Origin of the sequence: Piscinibacter sp., from assembly GCF_047600445.1 — a bacterium.
Lineage (GTDB): Bacteria > Pseudomonadota > Gammaproteobacteria > Burkholderiales > Burkholderiaceae_C > Piscinibacter.
Map to the genome: position 1 here is coordinate 1,475,840 of NZ_JASGKT010000002.1, position 19,504 is coordinate 1,495,343.

Here is a 19,504-nt window from a genome sequence, read left to right on the forward strand (position 1 = left end):
GGTTTCATCGATCGAGACTGGGGTTGACGGCCTTGTTCCGGCCCGAGAAGAGGGTTTCGTCGAACTTGAAGCGCAAGCGCAGGTAGGCGCCGCGCTGCGTGTACTCGTAGCCGGTCAGGTCGGTGTCGCCCTTGAAGCCGGTGACGTTGTAGCCGGCCGAGAGCCACAGGTTCTGCATGATCAGGTAGCCGACCTCGACGCCGGCGGCGTACTGCCTGGCGCCTTGCTGGCCGGTCTGCAACGCGCCCATCACGCCGACGTCCCAGTTCTCGGTGAGGTCGTAGACGACGCGGCCCTGCACGAGCTGCGCGTTGAAGCGGCTGCGCACGCCCTGCTCGAACTGGTCGCGCTGCCACTTGCCGGCGATGCGGCCGGTCAGCCACCACGGCCGCGACGGGTGCCAGTCGGCGTGCGCCGAGGCGATGAAGGCGCGTGTCTTCAGCTCGCCGGTGGCGGCGTTGGTGTCGTCGCGCTCGTGCTTCCACTCCACCTTGCCCAGCGCGTTGACGCGGTTGGTGTCGGTATCGCGGTAGGCCAGGCCGAGCTGGGCGCGGTTCTGCACGATGTCGCCGCGCGCGCTGTAGCGCGTGGTCAGCAGATAGTCGCGCGCCAGCAGCGTCCAGTCGCGGTTGATCTTGCGCGCCACCAGCAACTGGCCGAGCACGGTGGTGAAGGTGTCGTCCTCGGGCGTGTCCTCTATGTCGCCGGAGCGGCGCGCCTCGACGCGGCCGGCCACGCGCCACAGCTCGTGGCCGGTCCAGTCCAGGCCGACGCTGACGGCGTTCGACGGCGCGCTCAGGTTGCCGTGCGTCTCGATGTGCTCGAGCGCCGTGGTCAGGCGCAGGCCCTCGCGCAGGTCCCAGAAGTTGCGGATGCCCGAGGCGAGCTGCAGGTCGCGGCCGTTGATGGCGTCGCGCATGCGGTACTCGCTGTAGACCTGGGTGTCGCGGATGACCGTCGAGTCGACGCCGAGCACGACGGCGTCGGCGCTGCGGTCGGTGGTCGAGACGCCCTGCAGCCAGGCCCAGCCCTCCTGGCGCTCGTAGCGCGCGTAGAGGCGGGTCTTGTCGTTGATGGCGTAGTCGGCGCCGGCCGCGTAGCGGCGGCGCGATTCGCCCGACACGTCGTGCTCGATCTCGCCGCCGAGCGTGATGCGCTCGGTGAGCCGGTAGCCCAGGCCGGCGCGCAGCGTGTCGCTCTCCAGCCGGGTGCCGGCGGGCAGGTCGCTGGTGGCCGGCGTCAGGCCGGTCGACGAGGTGATGATGGGCAGGCCCGTCACCGGGTCGAGCGCCTGGTTGCCGTAGCCGAGCGCGCCGCCGCCGGCGCCGCTGGCGATCGAGCCGGTCAGGCCGAGCTGCGAGGAGAAGGGCACCGCGGAGACGCCGGTGCCCAGCGTGCCGACGGTTTCGCGCATGTTGCGGTAGCCGACGTCCAGCGTGAGCCGCTGCGTCGCCTGCCAGCGCAGGCCGGCGCCGGCCACGCGGCGCTCGCCGCCGCCGGCGCTGCGGTCCTCGCTGAGCACGGCTTCGCCGTAGACCTTGACGTCCTCGGCCACCTTGTAGGCCACGCGCGCCTCGCCCTCGCCGCGGCCGGCGTTCAGCGGCGCGGCCGGGTTGTTGAAGGTCGGGTCGCTGCGGCCCATGAAGGCGCGCGCCTCGACCTTGCCGTCGGGGCCGGGGTCGTGCACGAACTCGGCGCGCCAGGCCTTGCCGGCCACATCGCCCGAGAGGCCGGCCAGGGCCGGGGTGGTCGACTGGTTGGTCGGGTTGGTGTTGATCTCGCTCTCGGTGCGCGCCGCCTCGACGACCAGCGCGGTGCGCTCGCCCATCTTCCAGGTGGCGTTGGCGCTGTAGAGGCGATAAGCGGCGAGGTCGTTCTCGTCGTGCACCGCCGAGCCGCCCAGCTCGATCTGCGGCGAGAGCTTGACCTGTGCGTCGCCGCCGAAGACCCAGAACTTCTCGCCACCCTGGTCGACCTCGTAGGTCACGCGCAGGCTGACGGGGTTCAGGTTCTCGTCGACCGAGGGCATGAAGGTCGCGAGGATGATGCGCCCGGAGAACGGCTCGAAGGAGTAGTCCACCAGCCGCGCCAGCGGCTTGACCGACAGGATGCGCGAGGTGTTGAAGCGGTCGCGCACGACCACTTCCACCTTCTCGCTGCCCTCCAGCACGGCGTTGTTGCGCAGCCCGTAGGGGCCAGAGCCCTGGCTCGCGAACTCCTCGACGACCTGGCGCAGCGAATCGTGGAAGGCCCAGCCGCTGGCGGTCAGCCAGTCGCGCTCGACGTGGCCGCGCACGCCGGTGGCGGTGCGGTTGTAGTTGCCCAGGCTGCGTTGCTTGAGCGAGGCCACCGCGCCCTGGCCGATCGGCTGCGTGAAGCCGTCGCCGGTGACGAAGTCGCCCCACAGCAGGTAGTCCTTGTCCTTGTCGAGACGCACGTACAGGCGCGAGGTCGAGCGCGCGTCGAACGAGCGCAGCGACGAGTCGCCGTACACCGGGTACAGCTCGTCGGGGTTCACGTCGCGCAGCAACCGCGCGCGCGTGTCCTTGTCGGAGTCGTAGGCGGCCGTCAGCAGCGCGTCGCCGCGGATCGTGCCCTTCAGGAAGAAGGCGGCGCGCGCGGCGGCGTTGGCCTTGCCGCTGTTCCACTCGCGCGACCAGGTCTGGATCTCGCGCTCGAAGGCGTCGCCGCCGCGCACCGGGTTCACCAGCGTCTTGGAGCGGAAGTTGACGATGCCTTCGAGCAGGCCGGCCACGACCATGGGCCGCAGCTCGGGCACGTAGCTGACCACGCCGCTGGCCTCGACGCCGTCGACCGAGACGCGCAGCCGCACGTCCTGCGGCTCGAAGGGCGCGAGCAGGGTGAAGCTGCCGCCGCCGTTCTCGACCTTCCACTGGATGCCGGGCACGGTGCGGTCGGCGTCGATGCGGCGCGGCCCGAGTTCGTCGGTGCGCGCGCCGGGCAGCACGATGCGTCCGCCCGAGTGCTCGATGGTGACCAGCGCCTGCCCCTTGAACGGCGCGCCGTTCTTGTCGAGCAGCTTGACGGCGACGCGCGCCGCCTGCTGGCCGTCGGCCGGGATGGCGTCGCGGTCGATCTCGACCACGATGCGCGCCACCGGCCCGGGCGCGGCGTCGCCGCCGGGCTGCACGGCCTGGTCGTCACGGACGATGACGGGGCGCGCGTCGGCGTCCGGGTTCTTCGGATAGAGCGGCACGCCTTCGCCGGTGACCGGCGTGTAGCGCACGTCGGAGGGGCTGCCGGCCGGGGCGCTGCTTTGCGCGCCGGCGGCGAGCGGCCCGAGCGCGAGCAGGGCGGCGGTCGCCAGGCGGCTCAGGCGGTGGCGCTGGACGAGGCGGCTCATCGCGCACCTCCTTCCTGGCGCGGGGCAGGTGTCTGCGTTCGTGGCCACGGGCCCTTGTCCCTGTTGATGCTGTCGAAGCGCAGCGCCGGCGGCTTGGATTGCTCGGTGTCGACCGAGCGGATCTCGCCCTGCGCGCGGCGCGCCTTGGTCTGGTCGAGCACGGTCGCGTTGCACGAGCCTTCGACGAAGTCGGCGCGGTGCAGCTCGCCGTTCTTCAGGTCGAGCCAGAGGCTGCCGGCGTCGCCCAGGTTGCGGTTGCTGGAGGTGGTCAGGCGCGAGCGCGGCGGCAGCGTGGTCTCGTCGACGCGCATCACGTGGCTGCGCGGGGGCAGGCCGCAGTAGCTGTACTTGCCCTCCGAGTCGCTGACCAGCACGGTGCCGTCGCTGATCACGAAGCGCACGCCGGGGATGCCGATCTCCTCGGGATCCTGCACGTGGTTGTTGTTGCAGTCGATGAAGATCTTGCCGAGCACGCAGGCGTCGGTGGTGAACACGCCGCCGGTGACGCGCACCGTGTGCCGGCCCTCGTTGGTGGCGTTGCTGCCGGGCAGCGGCGAGCTGCCGTTGGTGCAGCCCGCGGTCTGCTGGCAGGCGTAGCCGATGGCGCGGTTGGTGCCGTCGCCCTGCATCGCGCCCACGCCGACCCGCACGCGGTACTGCAGCACGAGCTGGTTCGACGCCGGCATCTCGCCGAGGTTGAACACCAGCGCCGGGCCGGGCTTGCCGGCCGGGTCGGCGACGCTCACGCCGTTGACCGTCGCGGTGCCGGCGATGAAGGTGAAGCCGGCCGGCAGGCGGTCGACCACCGTCACCTGGCGCGGCACCGGGCCGCTGGTGCGCTGCACGGTGATGGTGTAGCGCACGCTGTCGCCGACTTCCACGATCTGGCGGTCGCCGGTCTTCGACAGCGTGAGGCCGGTCGGCGCCACCGGGTCGAGCGGGATGTGGTTGTGCACGATGTTGGGCGTGCCCGAGCCGGCCGTGATCTGCAGGTAGTAGGTGGTCGCCGGGCCGGCCGGGCCGGTGGGCGCGTTGCCGTTGGGCTGCACCTGCACCGTGGTGCCGGGGGCGCCGCCGGGGGTGTAGGTGCCGTCCGTCGGCGGGATCTGCGTCGAGACGAAGCTGTGCGACGAGGGCGGCGTGACCGCGAGCGCGAAGGTGCAGCTCGCCGGCGCGGCCGGCGTGAACAGGAACTGGTAGAAGCCTTCGCTGCCGACCGTCATCGAGACCGCGCCGCCGTTGACGGTGTAGCCGCCCAGCGTGGCGCCCACCAGGCCGGTGGCCGGATCCCAGCCGGCGCAAGCGCCGACCGGTTGCAGCGTGACCACCGAGCCCGGCACGGGCTGGCGGTTGCCCGCGTCGTAGACCACGCCGCTCGGATCGACCGGCAGGCTTTGCTGCGGCAGGTTCTGCCCCGGCGCGAGCACCACGGTCAGCGTCGGGTCGCCGCCGGTGCCCGGGCACGAACTCGCCGTGCCGTTGGCGATGGCTGCCGCGGTGTTGCAGGCCGCGCCCGAGGAGCCGGGGGCCGACTCGCCGTTGACCGGGTAGGCCCACACCGTGTTCGACGACGGATCGCGGAAGCGCACGCGCAGCGCCTCGCCGGGCACCAGGCCGTCGACGCGGTAGCTGCCGTCGGCCTGCGTGGTGGCCTGGCCGACGATGTTGCCGGCGGCGTCCAGCACTTCCACGGTCCAGCCCGCGAGGCGGCGGTCGCCGCCGTCGAGCAGGTGGCTGGACGAGCCGATGTCGTACCAGGTCGTGCCCGAGATCGAGGCCGAGGCCTGCACCGGCGTGGTCACGCGGCAGGCGTTGGCGGTGATCGCCGGATCGCACGCCGGCAGGCTGCCCGGGTTGTTGTTGAAGGCGTCGGTCTCGGCCGGCGTCGGGCCGCGAGCCGGCAGCTCGCCGCCGCCTTCGACCAGCGCCACGTTGGTGAGGGGCGAGGCCTGCAGCGCCGCGGGCAGCACGGTCACGATCACGCTGATCGCGTTCGGGCTGGTGGCGCCGCCGGCGATGACGTCGCTCGACTCGCAGGTCACGATCTGCGTGCCGACCGCGCCGGTGCAGCTCCAGCCGGTGCCGCTGGGCACCGCGGCGAGCTGCAGCCCGGCGGGCAGGCGGTCGCGCACGGTGTAGGCCCCGACCGTGGGCGCCTGGCCGATGTTGCGCACGCGCAGCGTGTAGTGGCCGAGGTTGCCGACGGTGAAGCGCGTCTCCGTCGCCGCCTTGCTCACCAGCAGGTCGGGCGAGTTGCCGACTTCGAAGAAGTTGTTGTCGATCGAGGTCGAACCCGAGGTGATCACGATGTTGCTGATCGCCGAGGGCGTCTGCGCCGGCGTGGTGGCGGTGCCGGTGGGCGTGCCGTTGATCGTGCCGGGGCGGGTGATGCCGTCGACCGTGTCGGGCGGCTGCGTGGGCTCGGTCACCGTGTAGGTGCCGGGGCGCAGGTCGGGGAAGGTGTAGCGGCCGTCGGCGTCGGTGGTGGTGGTGATGTTCACCGGGTTGCCGTCGGTGTCGGTGCCGGTGAGCACGATGCTCACGTTGGCGATGCCGCCTTCGCCGGGGTCGACCACGCCGTCGTTGTCGGCGTCGGCGACGACGCGGCCGGAGATGCTGGCCGCCGGCAGCTCGGGGAAGTTGTAGCGCTCCGCGGTGGCCGCGGCGCCCACGACCACGCCGGTGTAGCTCGAGTTGCCGGTGCTGCCGCCGGCGGCGTAGCCGCCGCCGAGGCTGGGCGCCTGCGCGCCGGCCGTGGGCGGCGCGTCGGGCGAGTTGCGGTAGCCGGCCGGCTGCGTCTCGGTGATCGTGTAGCCGGTGGCGTCGGACGGCGGCAGGTCGTTGAAGCTGTAGTTGCCGTTCGCGTCGGTGGTGGTGGTGCGGCTGACGGGGTTGCCGTAGGTGTCGGTGCCGGTCAGCGTGATGGTCACGCCGGCGATGCGCGGCTCGACACCGGGCGCCTGCGGCGTGCCGGCGTTGGCGCCGCTGCGGTCGCGGTCTTCGAACACCGTGCCCGAGAGGGTGGAGCGCGTCACCGTGACGGTGCTGTTGGCGCTGTTGTTGCCCGGCACCGGGTCGACGCCGCCGATCTTGCTCGGCGTGGTGTCGACGGTCGCGGTGTTGGTCAGGCTGCCGCCCGTGGGATAGGCGGTCACGCGCGCCGGAACGGTGATGGTCGCCACGCCGGTGTTGTCGAGCTGGCCGAGCGGGCAGTTGATGGTGCTGCCGGTCAGCGTGCAAGTGCCGTTGCCCGCGGGCAGGGTCTTGCTCCAGGTGATGGCGCCGCTCACCGCGACGCCCGCCGGCAGCGTGTCGGTCAGGTCGGTCTGCAGCGAGTTGCCGTTGCCGTTGTTGGTGACGGTCACCGTCCAGTCGAAGGGCTGGCCGATCGTCACGCTGGCCAGCGAGGCGGTCTTGGTGACGGCCAGTTCGATGCGCTGGCGCACGTTGGTCTGCTCGGTGGCGGTGTTGTTGCTGCCCAGCGGGTCGGGCTCGGTGGAGCTCGACACGGCCCTGTTCACGAACAGGTCGCCGTTGCTGGCCGGCGCGTCCAGCGCCTCGAAGCGCAGCCACAGCGTCTTGCTCTGGCCGGCGGCCAGGGTGCCGCGGGCGGCGCCGGTGGTGGCGTTGCCGGCCGGCACGTCGCAGGTGAAGTCGGGCAGGGCCGTGCCCGGCGCGGAGGTGACGTTGCCCACCGAGCACAGCGTGGTCGGGTTGCAGGTGCTGCTGCCCGGGCCGGTGGTGTCGCAGACGAAGCGGACACGCTTGCCCGCCGGCGGCGTCATCGTCTCGGTGATGCGCACGCCGGTGGCGTAGCTGGGGCCCTGGCTGGTGACGGTGACGACGTAGTCGAGGAAACCGTTGGTTTGGAAGGCCACCGGGTCGACCACGTCGGTCTTGTTGACCAGCAGGTCGACGGAGGCCGCATTGACCGTCAGCGCGGCGGTCTCGGAGTTGTTGCCGTTGTCGCCGCCGCTCGGGCTCTCGACCGAGGTCGTGGCCACCGTCGCGGTGTTGCCGAAGCTGCGCCCGCCCGGGTTGCCGGGCTGGTAGTTGGGCCGCACCACCAGCGTGACGGTCTGCGTCTCGCCGTTGTTCATGTTGCCCTTGGTGCAGGTGAACGACGAGTTGGCCGGGTCGAGCACGGCGCCGGCCGCGATCGAGCAGGTGGCGCCGCCGGTGGCGGCGATCGAGACCACGGTCAGGCCGGTGTCGCCTGCCGGGAAGGCGAAGGCGTCGGTGACCGTCACGTTCGCCGCTTGCGACGGGCCGTTGTTGCGGTACGAAAGAACGTAGGTGGACTGCACGCCGGCCAGCACGGTGCCCGGCGAAGCCGTCTTGCCCGTCATTTCCACGTCGGCGATGGGCTGGATGGTCACCTCGTCGGTGGCGCTGTTGTTGCCGTCGACCGGGTCGCCCTCGGCCGTGTTGCTCACGGTGGCGGTGTTTGTGAAGTTGCCGTCGTTGAGCGGGCGGTTCACGGTGATCACCACCGCGACCGACTGGCCCTGCGCCAGCACGCCGCCGGTCTGGGTGCAGGTGACGGTGGCGCCGCTATTGCCGCAACTGAAGGTGGCGGTGCTGCCGCCCGAAGGCGTCGCCGTGATGGTGCCGAAGGTGGTGCGGCCCGTGATGAAGCCTGGCACTTCGTCGACGATGCGCACGCCGGTGGCGTCCTGCGCGGTGGCCGAGACGTTGCCGACGTTGAGCGTGTAGGTGACCGAGCTCTCGCTGGTCGAGACGATCTTGTCGCCGCCGGTGGGCGTGGACGTGGCCTTGCTGATCGCCAGGTCGGGCCGGACCGTGGTGGAGTTCGAGCCCGCGCTGTCGCAGTCGTTGGCCGTGTTCGGATCGCCTTGCGTGGGCGGCGAGGCGGTCACGCCGCCGGCGGCGCCGGCCGGCACGGTGCTGCCGGTACAGGCCTGGTTGGTGAGCGTGCCGGAACTGGTCGCGGTGGTGACGATGGTCAGCGTGGGCAGCGAGGCGTTCACCGCCAGGCCCGAGGCGTTGGGGTGGTTGCACACCAGCGTGGTGGTGCTGGCGGGCGCGAGCGCGCAGCTCCAGCCCGTGCCCGAGGCCGACACGAAGGTTTCGCCGTTGAGCAACTCGACCACGCGCAGCGGCCCGGTCGCGGTGCGCGGGCCGTTGTTGGTGACCTCGATGGCCGAGGTGAGGTTGGAGCCCTGCGCCACCGGGTTGGGCCACTTCGCCTTGGTGATGCTGAGGTCGGCGCCGTCGGGCCGCACCGTGAAGTTGACCGAACCGGCGTTGTTGCCGCCGTTCGGGTCGGCCACCGCGCTGTTGATCGAGGCGGTGTTGGTATAGGAACTGCCGGTCGGGCCGACGACGGCGTTGCCGGGCGCGGTGGCGACGACGCTGATGTTCTCGGTGGCGCCCACCGGGAAGTTGGCGCGTGTGCAGGTGACGGTCTGGCCGGCGTTCGTGCAGTTCCAGGGCGAGCCGGTGCTGGCCGAGACGAAGGTGAAGCCCGCGGGCAGCGTGTCGGTCACCACGGCATTGGTCGCGGCGGCCGGGCCGCTGTTGCGCGGCTGGATCTGGAAGGTGACGTTGGTGCCGGCGATCACCGGCGTGGCCGAGGTGATCGTCTTGGCGTTGATGCGCACGTCGGCGCCGGGCTGCACCGCGGTGGTCACGGTGGCGCCGTTGTTGGCCGGGTTCGGGTCGGCGGTGCCGCCGGCCGAGGGCGCGACGGTGGCGGTGTTGGTGACGTTGCCGGACGCGGCGTTGATGCGCGCCACGATGGACAGCGGCGCAATCGGCGTGCCCGCCGGGTGGTTGCCGGCGTGCGTGCAGGTCACCACCTGCCCGCTGACGCCGCAGTTCCAGCCGCTGCCGCTGTACGACTGGTAGACGGCCGACGGTGGCAGGGTGTCGGTGATGGTGATGGGGCCGGAGTCGTTCGGGCCGGCGTTGCTCGGCGTCAGCGTGTAGGTGACGTTGGCGCCGCCGACCACCGGGTTGGGCGTGCCCGTCATCGCCAGCGACAGGTCGCCGCCCTGCGACACCGAGGTCGACTGCGACTGGACGTTGTTGCTGGTGTTGGGGTTGGTGTCGTTGCTGGAGGCGAGGGTGGCGGTGGCGGTGATGGTGCCGGGGCCCGGGCCGTTGGCGCGGAACACCATGTTCAGCGTGCGCACGTCGGTGTCGCTGCCGGCGACGCTGCCGAGGTTGCAGACCACGCTGCCGCCGCTCAGCGCGCAGGGCGCGGCGGCGGAGACGAAGGTCGCGCCGGCAGGTACCGGGACCGTCAGCACGACGTTGGTCGCGGCATCCGGCATCTGGTTGCTGACCACCGCCGTGTAGGTGACGTTGCCGCCGGCCGGTACCGGGTCGGGGTTGTCGGTGAACGACGAGATCAGCGGGTCGGCCGCATGGGCCTGCGCAGCGACGAGCAGGGGGCCGAGTGCGAACAGCAGGCGGCCGAGGGCAGAGCGGAGCAGACGCGACACGATTTTGGACGACAGCGAAGCCGAGAGACCGCGCGATTCTCGGCAGCCAGCCCGCCGCATGGGAAGACATGCGCCGTAACCAACGGCCATTTGTGCGCAATATGCGGCATCCTTGCCACACATGGCGAGTTGGCGTTGACTTCGATGCCGAAACGGCGACGGCAGTGACCCGGGCGGGCCGATGCCGGAGATGCCCGTTGTTTTCCCTTCGTCGAACTTTCGGCGAAGCTTCGCCGGGCCTTCGGCGCGGACCGATCGGGTGCGTCGCACAGTACGTGCCGCACAGGAGACCGCCATGCGCCACTTGCCACTCATGCCACTCAAGCCGCTCGCCGCGGCCGCCATCGCCTTCGTTCTGTCCGGCCCCTCGTCCGCGCACGACGCCCACGAGGGCCAGGGCCGGCTCGGCAAGGTGTCGTTCGCCAACTCGTGCGACGCCAAGGTGCAGGACCAACTGCAACCCGCCTTCGCGATGCTGCACTCGTTCTGGTTCAACGCCGGCGAGCAGGCCTTCCGCAAGGTGCTCGAACAGGACCCCGGCTGCGCGATCGCCACCTTCGGCATCGCGGCGCTGTTGATGAACAACCCGCTGGCGGGCCAGGGCGCCTCGCCCAAGGCGGCGCAGGACGCGCAGGCCGCGATCGAGCAGGGCCGGCGCATCGGCGCCAAGACGGAGCGCGAACGCGACTACATCGAAGCCGTGGCCGCCTACTACGCCGACTTCGCCAACCGGCCCGAGCGCGCGCGCCAGGCCTCGCGGGCCCAGGCGTTCGAGGCCCTGGCCGCCAAGTACCCGGGCGACGACGAGGCGCAGATCTTCGCCGCGCTGTACACCGCGGCGACCCAGTCGCAGGCCGACCAGACCTACGCCGCCTACCTGAAGGCGGCGGCCGTGCTGGAGAAGCAGTTCGTCAAGTACCCCGACCATCCGGGCGTGGCGCACTACCTGATCCACAGCTACGACGCGCCGTCGATCGCGCAGCAGGGCCTGTCGGCGGCGCGCAAGTACGCCACCATCGCGCCCGACGCGCCGCATGCGCTGCACATGCCCTCGCACATCTTCACGCGCGTCGGCGCGTGGCAGGACTCGGCCGCGGGCAACCGGCGCTCGGCCGACGTGGCCAAGAAGGACGGAAGCTGGGTCGATGCCTTCCACGCCGCCGACTACATGGTCTACGCCTACCTGCAGCTCGGGCGCGACAAGCAGGCGCGGCAACTGCTCGACGAGTTCAAGAGCGCCGAGGGCGCCAAGCTGCCGCAGTTCGGCGGCCCCTATGCGGCGGTGGCGATGCCGGCGCGCGTGGCGCTGGAGCGGGCCGACTGGGCCGCGGCGGCCGAGCTGGTGCAGATGGGCACGCCGTTCCCGCACTGCGAGGCCATCACCAGCTTCGCGCGTGCGCTGGGCGCCGCGCGCAAGGGCGACGTGGCCGCCGCCGAGCGCGACGCGCAGCGCCTGCAGGCCCAGCACCAGGCGCTGGTCGAGGCGCGCAATACCTACTGGGCCGGCGAGGTGGACGTGCAGCGTGTCGCGGCGGCGGCCTGGATCGCCAAGGCGCGTGGCCAGAACGACGAGGCGCTGCGCCTGATGCGCACGGCGGCCGACATGGAGGACAAGAGCGAGAAGCACATCGTCTCGCCCGGCCGCGTGGTACCGGCGCGCGAGCTGCTGGGCGAGATGCTGCTCGAACTCAAGCAGCCCGCCGAGGCGCTGGCGCAGTTCGAGCAGTCGCAACTGCGCGAGCCCAACCGCCTGCGCGGCCTGGCCGGCGCGGCGACGGCCGCCGAGGCGGCGGGTGATCGCGACAAGGCGCGCCGCTACTACGCCAGCCTGGTCGAGCTGACCCGCGGGGGCGACGCCACGCTGCCCGAGCTGGCGCGCGCCCGCAGCTACCTCGCCGCGCGATGAGGGCGCCGCCTCCCGCCTACGCCGCCGGGTCCTGCCGGTAGTAACCGGCCAGCAGTGCGTACAGCGCCGGGTGCGCGTCGCGCATCGCGGCGGCGTCGACGAAGAACAGTTCGGAGGCGACGGCGAAGAATTCGTCGATCGCCTCGGCGCCGTAGGGGTCGATCAGGGTGTCCTTGCCGGTGTCGACGCGCTCGCAGAAGGCCCGCCACTCGGGTTCGAGCACCGCCAGCCAGCGTTCGCGCGCGGCGCGGTCGGCCAGCAGCGGCACGCCGTCGGCGGCGCCGTCGCGCATGTCGAGTACGTGGGCGAACTCGTGCACGACCACGTTGTAGCCCCAGGCCGCGGATTCGCCGGCCTCGGCGACGTCGCGCCAGGTCAGCATCACCGGGCCGCCTTCCATCGCCTCGCCGGCGAGTTCCTCGTCGTAGTGGTGCACGACGCCGTCCTCGTCGACGGTCTCGCGGCGCGCGACGACGATGTCGGGGTGCACGACGATGCCCTTGAAGCCGGCGTAGTGCGCCAGGTCGAGGCGCAGGATCGGCAGGCAGGCCTGCGCGGCGATCGCCACCGCCATGCCGTCGTCGACCTCCAGGCCCTGCATGCCGGCGAACTCCTTGTCGGCGAGGAAGAGCGTGGCGAGTTCGCGCAGGCGCCGGCGCTCGGCCTCGCCGCGCCGCGCGATGAAGGGGTAGCGCGCCAGCGTCAGCGCCCAGAGTTCGTCGGGGATCGCGCGGTGGCGCAGCGTGTGCTCGGCGCGGCGGCGGCGCCACCAGGCGCCGATCATGCGTGCACGATCGGCAGGCGCGTCAGCGCGCCGTCGGGCGTCAGGCGCAGCACCTCGGCGCGCGGCGCGCCGTGCGCGCCCTCGCAGTCCCAGTCGCTCAGCACCTCGCGCGCGTAGCCGGGTGCCAGCGATTCATGGGCCGGGCGGTGCGTGTGGCCGTGGATCAGCACCGGCGTGCGCGCCGCTCGCATCCAGCGCAGCGCGGTGGGCTGGTCGATGTCGACCCAGTCTTGCACCGCCATGCCGTGTTTGCGCTGCTCGCTGTGGTCGCGCATCTGGCGCGCCAGTTGCTGGCGCTCTTCCAGCGGGCGGGCCAGGAAGTCGCGCTGCCAGGGCGCGCCGCGCACCAGCGCGCGGAAGACCTGGTAGTCGTGGTCGGCCAGGCACAGCGCGTCGCCGTGCGAGAGCAGGAAGCGCCGGCCGAACGCGACGAGCACCGCCGGGTCGGGCAGGGCGCGCACGCCGCACTCGGCGAGCATCGCGTCGCCGACCAGGAAGTCGCGATTGCCGCAGGTGAAGGTGACGGCGCGCCGCGCCGCCGCCTCGGCCAGCACCGCGGCGCAGCGCGCCTCGAAGCCGGCGTGGCGGGCGTCGTCGCCGACCCAGACTTCGAACAGGTCGCCGAGGATGATCACCGCCGAGGCCGGCGTGCCGCGCAGGTAGTGCGCCCAGCACTCGAAGGTGCGCGGCGTCTGTTCGGACAGGTGCAGGTCGCTGATGAAGTCGACCGCCGTCCAGCCCGGCGCCGCTTCGAGCGTCTCGAAGCGCGGCAGGGCGGCCGGCGTCTCCCCCATTCGGGCCGACCCCAGTCAGTCGAGCACGGTGGCGCGCTGGATCAGCACGTCCTCGACCGGCACGTCGGCGTGCCCGCCGCTGCGGCCGGTCTTGACCTTCTCGATCGCGTCGATCACCTCGGCGCCGGCGCTGAGCTTGCCGAACACCGCGTAGCCCCAGCCGTCCTGCGCCTGCGCCTTGTTGAGGAAGCCGTTGTCGGTGGCGTTGATGAAGAACTGCGCGCTCGCCGAATGCGGCGCCGAGGTGCGCGCCATCGCGATCGTGTAGCGGTCGTTGGTCAGGCCGTTGGCCGATTCGTTCTGGATGGGCGCGCGCGTCGGCTTCTGGCGCATGCCGGGCTCGAAGCCGCCGCCCTGGATCATGAAGCCGGGGATGACGCGGTGGAACACCGTGCCGTCGTAGTGGCCGGCCTTGACGTACTCGACGAAGTTGGCGACGGTGGCCGGCGCCTTGGCGTCGTCGAGGTCGAGCGTGATGTCGCCCTTGCTCGTTTGCAGTCGGACCTTGATGCTCATGTCATTTCTCCAGGGTGGCCTTCTTGATGACGACGGGTTCGAGCGGCACGTTCTGGTGCATGCCCTTGTTGCCGGTGGGCACGGCGCGGATCTTGTCGACCGTCTCCATGCCCGAGACGATCTTGCCGAACACCGCGTAGCCGTTGCCGTCGCGCGAGTTCGCCTTGTCGAGGAAGGCGTTGTCGGTGACGTTGATGAAGAACTGCGCGGTGGCCGAATTCGGGTCCATCGTGCGCGCCATCGCGATCGTGCCGCGCCGGTTCTCCAGGCCGTTGCCGCTTTCGAGCGGGATCGGCGCGCGCGTCGCCTTCTCGTTCATGTCGGGCGTCATGCCGCCGCCCTGGATCATGAAGTTCGGGATGACGCGGTGGAACACCGTGCCGTCGTAGTGGCCGGCCTTGACGTACTCGACGAAGTTGGCGACGGACTTGGGCGCCTTCGCGGCGTCGAGCTCGACGACGATGTCGCCGGCGCTGGTGGCGAGCTTGACCTTCTGGGCCTGGGCGGCGGCATGCACGCCGAGCGCGAGCGCGGCGGTGAGCAGGGCGTGGCCGATGCGGCGGACGTTCATCGTGGCGGTCTCCGGTGTCGTGATGAAAAAGGGGATGGAAGCGCCGCGGCGCGTCACGGCGCGGCCGTGGGCACCGAGCGCAGCAGGTGGCGCAGCAGCGCCAGCTTGGCCGGCAGCGAGGTGCCGGACGGGTCGAGCTGCTGCGCGCGCTCGTAGGAGCGCAGCGCCAGCATCAGTTGCACGTCGCCGAGGTTCTCGTGCGCGGTGGCCAGCGAGGGGTTGGCGCGCAGCGCCTGGTCGAGCGAGGCCTTGGCGCCTTCGAGGTCGCCCGCCGCGGCCTTCAGCGCGGCGAGGTTGTTGTAGGGCTCGGGCAGGTCGGGGTGCTCCTGCGCCAGTTGTTCGAGCAGCTCGCGCGCCTCGGCGGCGCGGCCGGTGTCGGCCAGCATCACGGCGAGCTGGAAGCGCATCGCGGCGTCTTTCGGCGCGGCGGCGATGGCCTTGCGCGCGCGCTCGATCGCTTCGGCGTTCTGGCCCGCGCCGTGCAGGCGGCGCACCTCGTCGATCTCGGCCGCGCCGACGGCGCCGGCGAGCAGGGCGAGGCACAACACCGAGGAGCGGAAGACGCGAAGAGTCGCGCGGGCAGTCGTCATATACTGCCTCGATTCTAGTTCAGCCCCTCTCCGGCACGCGGCGTGGGGCCGGCGCGAGAGCTGCACTGCGCGCCCCGACCATCCCCGGAATCTGCTGCCGACAGGCCCATGACGCTGCGCATCCACAACTCGCTCTCGCGTGCCGTCGAGACCTTCACCCCGATCGAGCCCGAGCACGTGCGCATGTACGTCTGCGGCATGACGATCTACGACCTGTGCCACGTCGGCCATGCGCGCTTCCTGCTGGTGTTCGACATGGTGTACCGCTGGCTGCGGACGCTGGGCTACCGCGTCACCTACGTGCGCAACATCACCGACATCGACGACAAGATCATCCGGCGCGCGGTCGAGCGCGGCATCACGATCCGCCAGCTCACCACCGAGATGACCGCCGCGATGCACGAGGACATCGGCCGGCTCGGCGTGCTGCCGCCAACGCACGAGCCGCGCGCCACCGAGTACGTGCCGCAGATGCTGGCGATGATCGCCGCGCTGGAGCGCAAGGGCCTGGCCTACCGCGCCAGCAACGGCGACGTGAACTACGCGGTGCGCAAGTTCCCCGGCTACGGCAGGCTGTCGGGCAAGTCGCTCGACCAGTTGCGCGCCGGCGAGCGCGTCGCGGTGCTCGACGGCAAGGAAGACCCGCTCGACTTCGTGCTGTGGAAGTCGGCCAAGGACAGCGAGCCCGACGACGCCAAGTGGGCCAGCGAGTTCGGCCCCGGCCGCCCCGGCTGGCACATCGAGTGCTCGGCGATGGGCTGCGCGCTGCTCGGCGAGCACTTCGACATCCACGGCGGCGGGCTCGATCTGATCTTCCCGCACCACGAGAACGAGATCGCGCAGAGCGAGGGCGCCAACGGCGGCACCTTCGTCGACACCTGGATGCACAACGGCTTCCTCAACGTCGACAACGTGAAGATGTCGAAGTCGCTGGGCAACTTCTTCACCATCCGCGACGTGCTCCGGCACTTCGACGGCGAGACGCTGCGCTTCTTCATGCTGCGCACGCACTACCGCAGCCCGTTCAACTTCAGCGACGCGAACCTGGAAGACGCGAAGAGCGCGCTGCGCCGGCTCTACACCGCGCTCGACGGCATCGAGGCGCCGCCGGTCGAGATCGACTGGGCGCAGCCGCAGGCCGCCGCGTTCCGCGCCGCGATGAACGACGACTTCAACACGCCGGTGGCGTTCGCGGTGCTGTTCGAGCTGGCCGGCGAGCTGAACCGCACGCGCACGCCGGCCGCCGCCGCGCTGCTGAAGGCGCTGGGCGCGACGCTGGGCATCCTCCAGCAGCCGCCGCGCGCCTTCCTGCAAGGCGGCGAGGCCGGCGCCGACGAGGCCGCGTGGATCGGCGAGCGCATCGCCGCGCGCGCCGCGGCCAAGGCGGCGCGCGACTTCGCCCAGGCCGACGCGATCCGCCAGGAGCTGGCCGCGCGCGGCATCGTCCTGAAGGACTCGCCGCAAGGCACCACCTGGGTGAAGGGCTGACCCGGTGGCGGCGACCAAGGCGGGCACGACGCCCGAGTACTGGGACGAAGCCTGCCGTCACCTGGCGCGGCGCGACCGCGTGATGCGCAAGCTGATCCCGCAGTTCGGCGAAGGCCGGCTGCAAAGCCGCGGCGACGCCTTCACGACGCTGGCGCGCTCCATCGTCGGCCAGCAGATCTCGGTGAAGGCGGCGCAGTCGGTGTGGGAGCGCTTCGCGGCGCTGATGGCCGATCCCGGCCACCGCCTGCGGCCGGCCTCGGTGCTGGCGCTGGCCACGGCCGAGGCGCGCGGCGCGGGGCTGTCGGCGCGCAAGGTGGAGTACCTGTTCGACCTCGCGCAGCACTTCGAGTCGGGCAGCGTGCACGTGCGCCAGTGGCAGCAGATGGACGACGAGGCCATCATCGAGGAACTGGTCGCGATCCGCGGCATCGGCCGCTGGACGGCCGAGATGTTCCTGATCTTCCACCTGATGCGCCCCAACGTGTTGCCGCTGGACGATCTGGGCTTGATCCGCGGCATCAGCGTCAACTACTTCAGCGGCGAGCCGGTGTCGCGCGCCGAGGCGCGCGAGGTCGGCGAGGCCTGGGCGCCGTTCCGTTCGGTGGCCACCTGGTACCTGTGGCGTAGCCTGGACCCGCTGCCGGTAGACTACTGAGCCGTTCACCGAGCCGTTTCACGCGGAGGACATTCGTCCATGAGCAAACGCCACTTCCTGGAATTCGAGCAGCCGGTCGCCGAGCTCGAATCGAAGATCGAGGAGCTGCGCTACGTGCAGAGCGAGTCGGCGGTCGACATCTCGGAGGAGATCGACCGCCTGAGCAAGAAGAGCCTGCAACTCACCAAGGACATCTACGCCAGCCTGAGCCCCTGGCAGGTGACGCAGATCGCGCGCCATCCGCAGCGGCCGTACACGCTCGACTACGTCGCCGAGATCTTCACCGACTTCCAGGAACTGCACGGCGACCGCCACTACGCCGACGACCTCTCCATCGTCGGCGGGCTGGCGCGCTTCAACGGCCAGCCCTGCATGGTGCTGGGCCACCAGAAGGGCCGCGACACCAAGGAGCGCGCGGCGCGCAACTTCGGCATGGCGCGCCCCGAGGGCTACCGCAAGGCGCTGCGGCTGATGAAACTGGCCGAGAAGTTCGGCCTGCCGGTGTTCACCTTCGTCGACACGCCGGGCGCCTACCCGGGCATAGGCGCGGAGGAACGCGGCCAGTCGGAGGCGATCGGCCGCAACATCTTCGAGATGGCGCAGCTCGAGGTGCCGATCATCTGCACCATCATCGGCGAGGGCGGCTCGGGAGGCGCGCTGGCCATCAGCGTCGGCGACCAGACGCTGATGCTGCAGTACTCGATCTACTCGGTGATCTCGCCCGAGGGCTGCGCCTCGATCCTGTGGAAGACCGCCGAGCGCGCGTCCGACGCGGCCGAGGCGCTGGGCGTCACCGCGCACCGCCTGAAGGCGTTGCAACTGATCGACAAGATCGTCAACGAGCCGGTCGGCGGCGCGCACCGCGACACCAAGCAGATGGCCTCGTTCCTCAAGCGCGCGCTGAACGACGCGCTGCGCCAGGTCGGCGACCTGAAGCCCAAGGAGTTGCTGCAGCGCCGCTACGAGCGGCTGCAGGCCTACGGCCGCTTCGCCGACAGCACCCAGCGCTGAGCCCGGCGCGCGTGGCGTGAACGCCGGCCGCATCGCCGTGGCCTGGAGCGGCGGGCGCGACTCCACCGCGCTGCTGCACGCCACGCTGGCCGCCGCCGCGCCGCTGGGCGTCGAGGTGGTGGCGCTGCACGTGCACCACGGCCTCAGCCCGAACGCCGACGCCTGGCTCGCCTTCTGCGAGGCGCAGGCCGCGCGCTGGGCGCGGCGCTGGCCGCTGCTGCTGCGCCACGCACGGCTGGCGACGCGCCCGCCGCGCGGCCAGAGCGTGGAAGCCTGGGCGCGCCGCGAGCGCTACCGCGCGCTGCGCCGCCTGGCGCTGGAAGAGGGCGCGGACACGGTGCTGCTGGCGCACCACCGCCGCGACCAGGCCGAGACCGTGCTGATCCAGGCGCTGCGCGGCGGCGGCGTCGCCGGGCTGGCCGGCATGCCGCGCGAGATCGAACGCGACGGCGTGCGCTGGCTGCGGCCGTGGCTGGCGCAGGCGCCGGAGGCCATCGAAGCCTACGTGCGGCGCCACCGCCTGCGGCACATCGAGGACGAGAGCAACGGCGACCGCCGCTTCGCGCGCAACCGCCTGCGGCTGGAGGTCTGGCCGGCGCTTCGGGACGCCTTTCCGCACGCCGAGGCGGCGCTGGCCGACGCGGCCGAATGGGCGCGCCAGGCCAGCGCCTGCCTGGGCGAGATCGGCGCGGCGGATGTGGCGCTGCTCGACGACCACGGCGCCGGGCTCGACGTGGCGCGCTGGCGCGGCCTGAGCGAGGCGCGGCGCGCCAACGCGCTGCGCGGCTGGCTGCGGCGTGTGCTGGGCGCGCCGGCGGCCGCCAGCCTGGTCACCCGCCTGAGCGCTGAACTGCTGCGCGGCGCCAGCGGAAGCTGGCCGGCACCCGGCGGCCGGCTGTGCCTGTATCGCGGACGCCTGCACTGGCAAGCCGATGCCGCGCCCGCCGTTGCGGCCGCGCGCGAGGCCACGCTGAGCATCCGCCGCGCCGGCCGCCACCGCCTGCCGGGCTGGGGCGGCGTGCTGGTGGCCGAGCGTGTGGCGCAAGGCGGCGTGCCGCTCGCCTGGCTGGCCGCGCTGGAACTGCGCGAGCGCGGCGGCGGCGAGCGTTTCCAGGCCGGCATCGGCCGCCCGCCGCGCAGCCTGAAGAAGCAATTCCAGGCGCTCGGCCTGCCGGCCTGGGAGCGCGACGGCCCGCTGGTCTACAGCGGCGGCCAGCTCGTCTTCGTGCCCGGCCTCGGGCTCGATGCGCGCGTGATCGGCCTGCCCGGGCAGGCGCAGGTGCGCCTGTCGTGGCAGCGCGGTCCGGTGCCACGGGCCGCATAGAATGCCGGGTTCCCGAGAGCGCAGGCATTCC

Annotated in this window: 12 protein-coding genes; 5 read left to right on the top strand and 7 right to left on the bottom strand. The window is 71.8% G+C overall.

All coding sequences use genetic code 11. From position 1 onward, the window contains the following. Positions 1 to 4: 4 nt before the first annotated feature. A complete protein-coding gene (locus QM792_RS11075; RefSeq protein WP_415149962.1) occupies positions 5 to 3,364 on the bottom strand; it encodes a hypothetical protein in 3,360 nt (1,119 codons plus the stop codon). Continuing rightward, the gene (locus QM792_RS11080; RefSeq protein WP_415149963.1) at positions 3,361 to 9,834 is read right to left on the bottom strand and encodes an SdrD B-like domain-containing protein; all 6,474 of its coding nucleotides are present in this window, start codon (positions 9,832 to 9,834) and stop codon (positions 3,361 to 3,363) included. Before QM792_RS11080 ends, QM792_RS11075 begins: the two co-directional genes overlap by 4 nt. A gap of 313 nt (positions 9,835 to 10,147) precedes the next feature. Between QM792_RS11080 and QM792_RS11085 the strand changes: the two genes are divergently transcribed. Continuing rightward, positions 10,148 to 11,740 (top strand): hypothetical protein, encoded by a 1,593-nt coding sequence (locus tag QM792_RS11085; RefSeq protein ID WP_415149965.1) that lies wholly within the window; start codon positions 10,148 to 10,150, stop codon positions 11,738 to 11,740. Positions 11,741 to 11,756: 16 nt separating this feature from the next. On the opposite strand, the gene QM792_RS11090 is transcribed toward QM792_RS11085, so the two are convergent. The 5 genes from QM792_RS11090 to QM792_RS11110 are packed head-to-tail and all read right to left on the bottom strand — an operon-like array spanning position 11,757 to position 14,995. Further along, on the bottom strand, positions 11,757 to 12,524 hold the full coding sequence (locus QM792_RS11090; protein ID WP_415149966.1) for a zinc-dependent peptidase: 768 nt from the start codon (positions 12,522 to 12,524) through the stop codon (positions 11,757 to 11,759). Further along, positions 12,521 to 13,318, bottom strand: a complete 798-nt coding sequence (locus tag QM792_RS11095; protein WP_415149968.1) for a UDP-2,3-diacylglucosamine diphosphatase — start codon at positions 13,316 to 13,318, stop codon at positions 12,521 to 12,523. The genes QM792_RS11090 and QM792_RS11095 overlap by 4 nt, the downstream gene beginning before the upstream one ends. 15 nt (positions 13,319 to 13,333) lie before the next feature. Then, positions 13,334 to 13,834: a peptidylprolyl isomerase gene (locus QM792_RS11100; protein ID WP_415149970.1), complete on the bottom strand. Its 501-nt coding sequence runs from the start codon at positions 13,832 to 13,834 to the stop codon at positions 13,334 to 13,336. Between the two features lies 1 nt (position 13,835). Then, positions 13,836 to 14,405, bottom strand: a complete 570-nt coding sequence (locus QM792_RS11105; RefSeq protein WP_415149971.1) for a peptidylprolyl isomerase — start codon at positions 14,403 to 14,405, stop codon at positions 13,836 to 13,838. Positions 14,406 to 14,458: 53 nt separating this feature from the next. Beyond that, positions 14,459 to 14,995, bottom strand: a complete 537-nt coding sequence (locus tag QM792_RS11110; RefSeq protein ID WP_415149973.1) for a tetratricopeptide repeat protein — start codon at positions 14,993 to 14,995, stop codon at positions 14,459 to 14,461. A gap of 108 nt (positions 14,996 to 15,103) precedes the next feature. Here QM792_RS11110 and cysS point away from each other — a divergent pair, with 108 nt between their 5' ends. The 4 genes from cysS to tilS are packed head-to-tail and all read left to right on the top strand — an operon-like array spanning position 15,104 to position 19,473. Beyond that, the gene (gene cysS / locus QM792_RS11115) at positions 15,104 to 16,483 is read left to right on the top strand and encodes a cysteine--tRNA ligase (RefSeq protein WP_415149974.1); all 1,380 of its coding nucleotides are present in this window, start codon (positions 15,104 to 15,106) and stop codon (positions 16,481 to 16,483) included. A 4-nt stretch (positions 16,484 to 16,487) separates the two neighbouring features. Further along, positions 16,488 to 17,138, top strand: coding sequence for a DNA-3-methyladenine glycosylase family protein (locus tag QM792_RS11120; RefSeq protein ID WP_415149975.1), 651 nt, complete (start codon positions 16,488 to 16,490; stop codon positions 17,136 to 17,138). A gap of 39 nt (positions 17,139 to 17,177) precedes the next feature. Then, complete coding sequence (locus tag QM792_RS11125) at positions 17,178 to 18,149, top strand: acetyl-CoA carboxylase carboxyltransferase subunit alpha (RefSeq protein ID WP_415149976.1); 972 nt, start codon at positions 17,178 to 17,180, stop codon at positions 18,147 to 18,149. A 16-nt stretch (positions 18,150 to 18,165) separates the two neighbouring features. Next, on the top strand, positions 18,166 to 19,473 hold the full coding sequence (gene tilS, locus QM792_RS11130) for a tRNA lysidine(34) synthetase TilS (protein ID WP_415149978.1): 1,308 nt from the start codon (positions 18,166 to 18,168) through the stop codon (positions 19,471 to 19,473). Positions 19,474 to 19,504 lie beyond the last annotated feature (31 nt).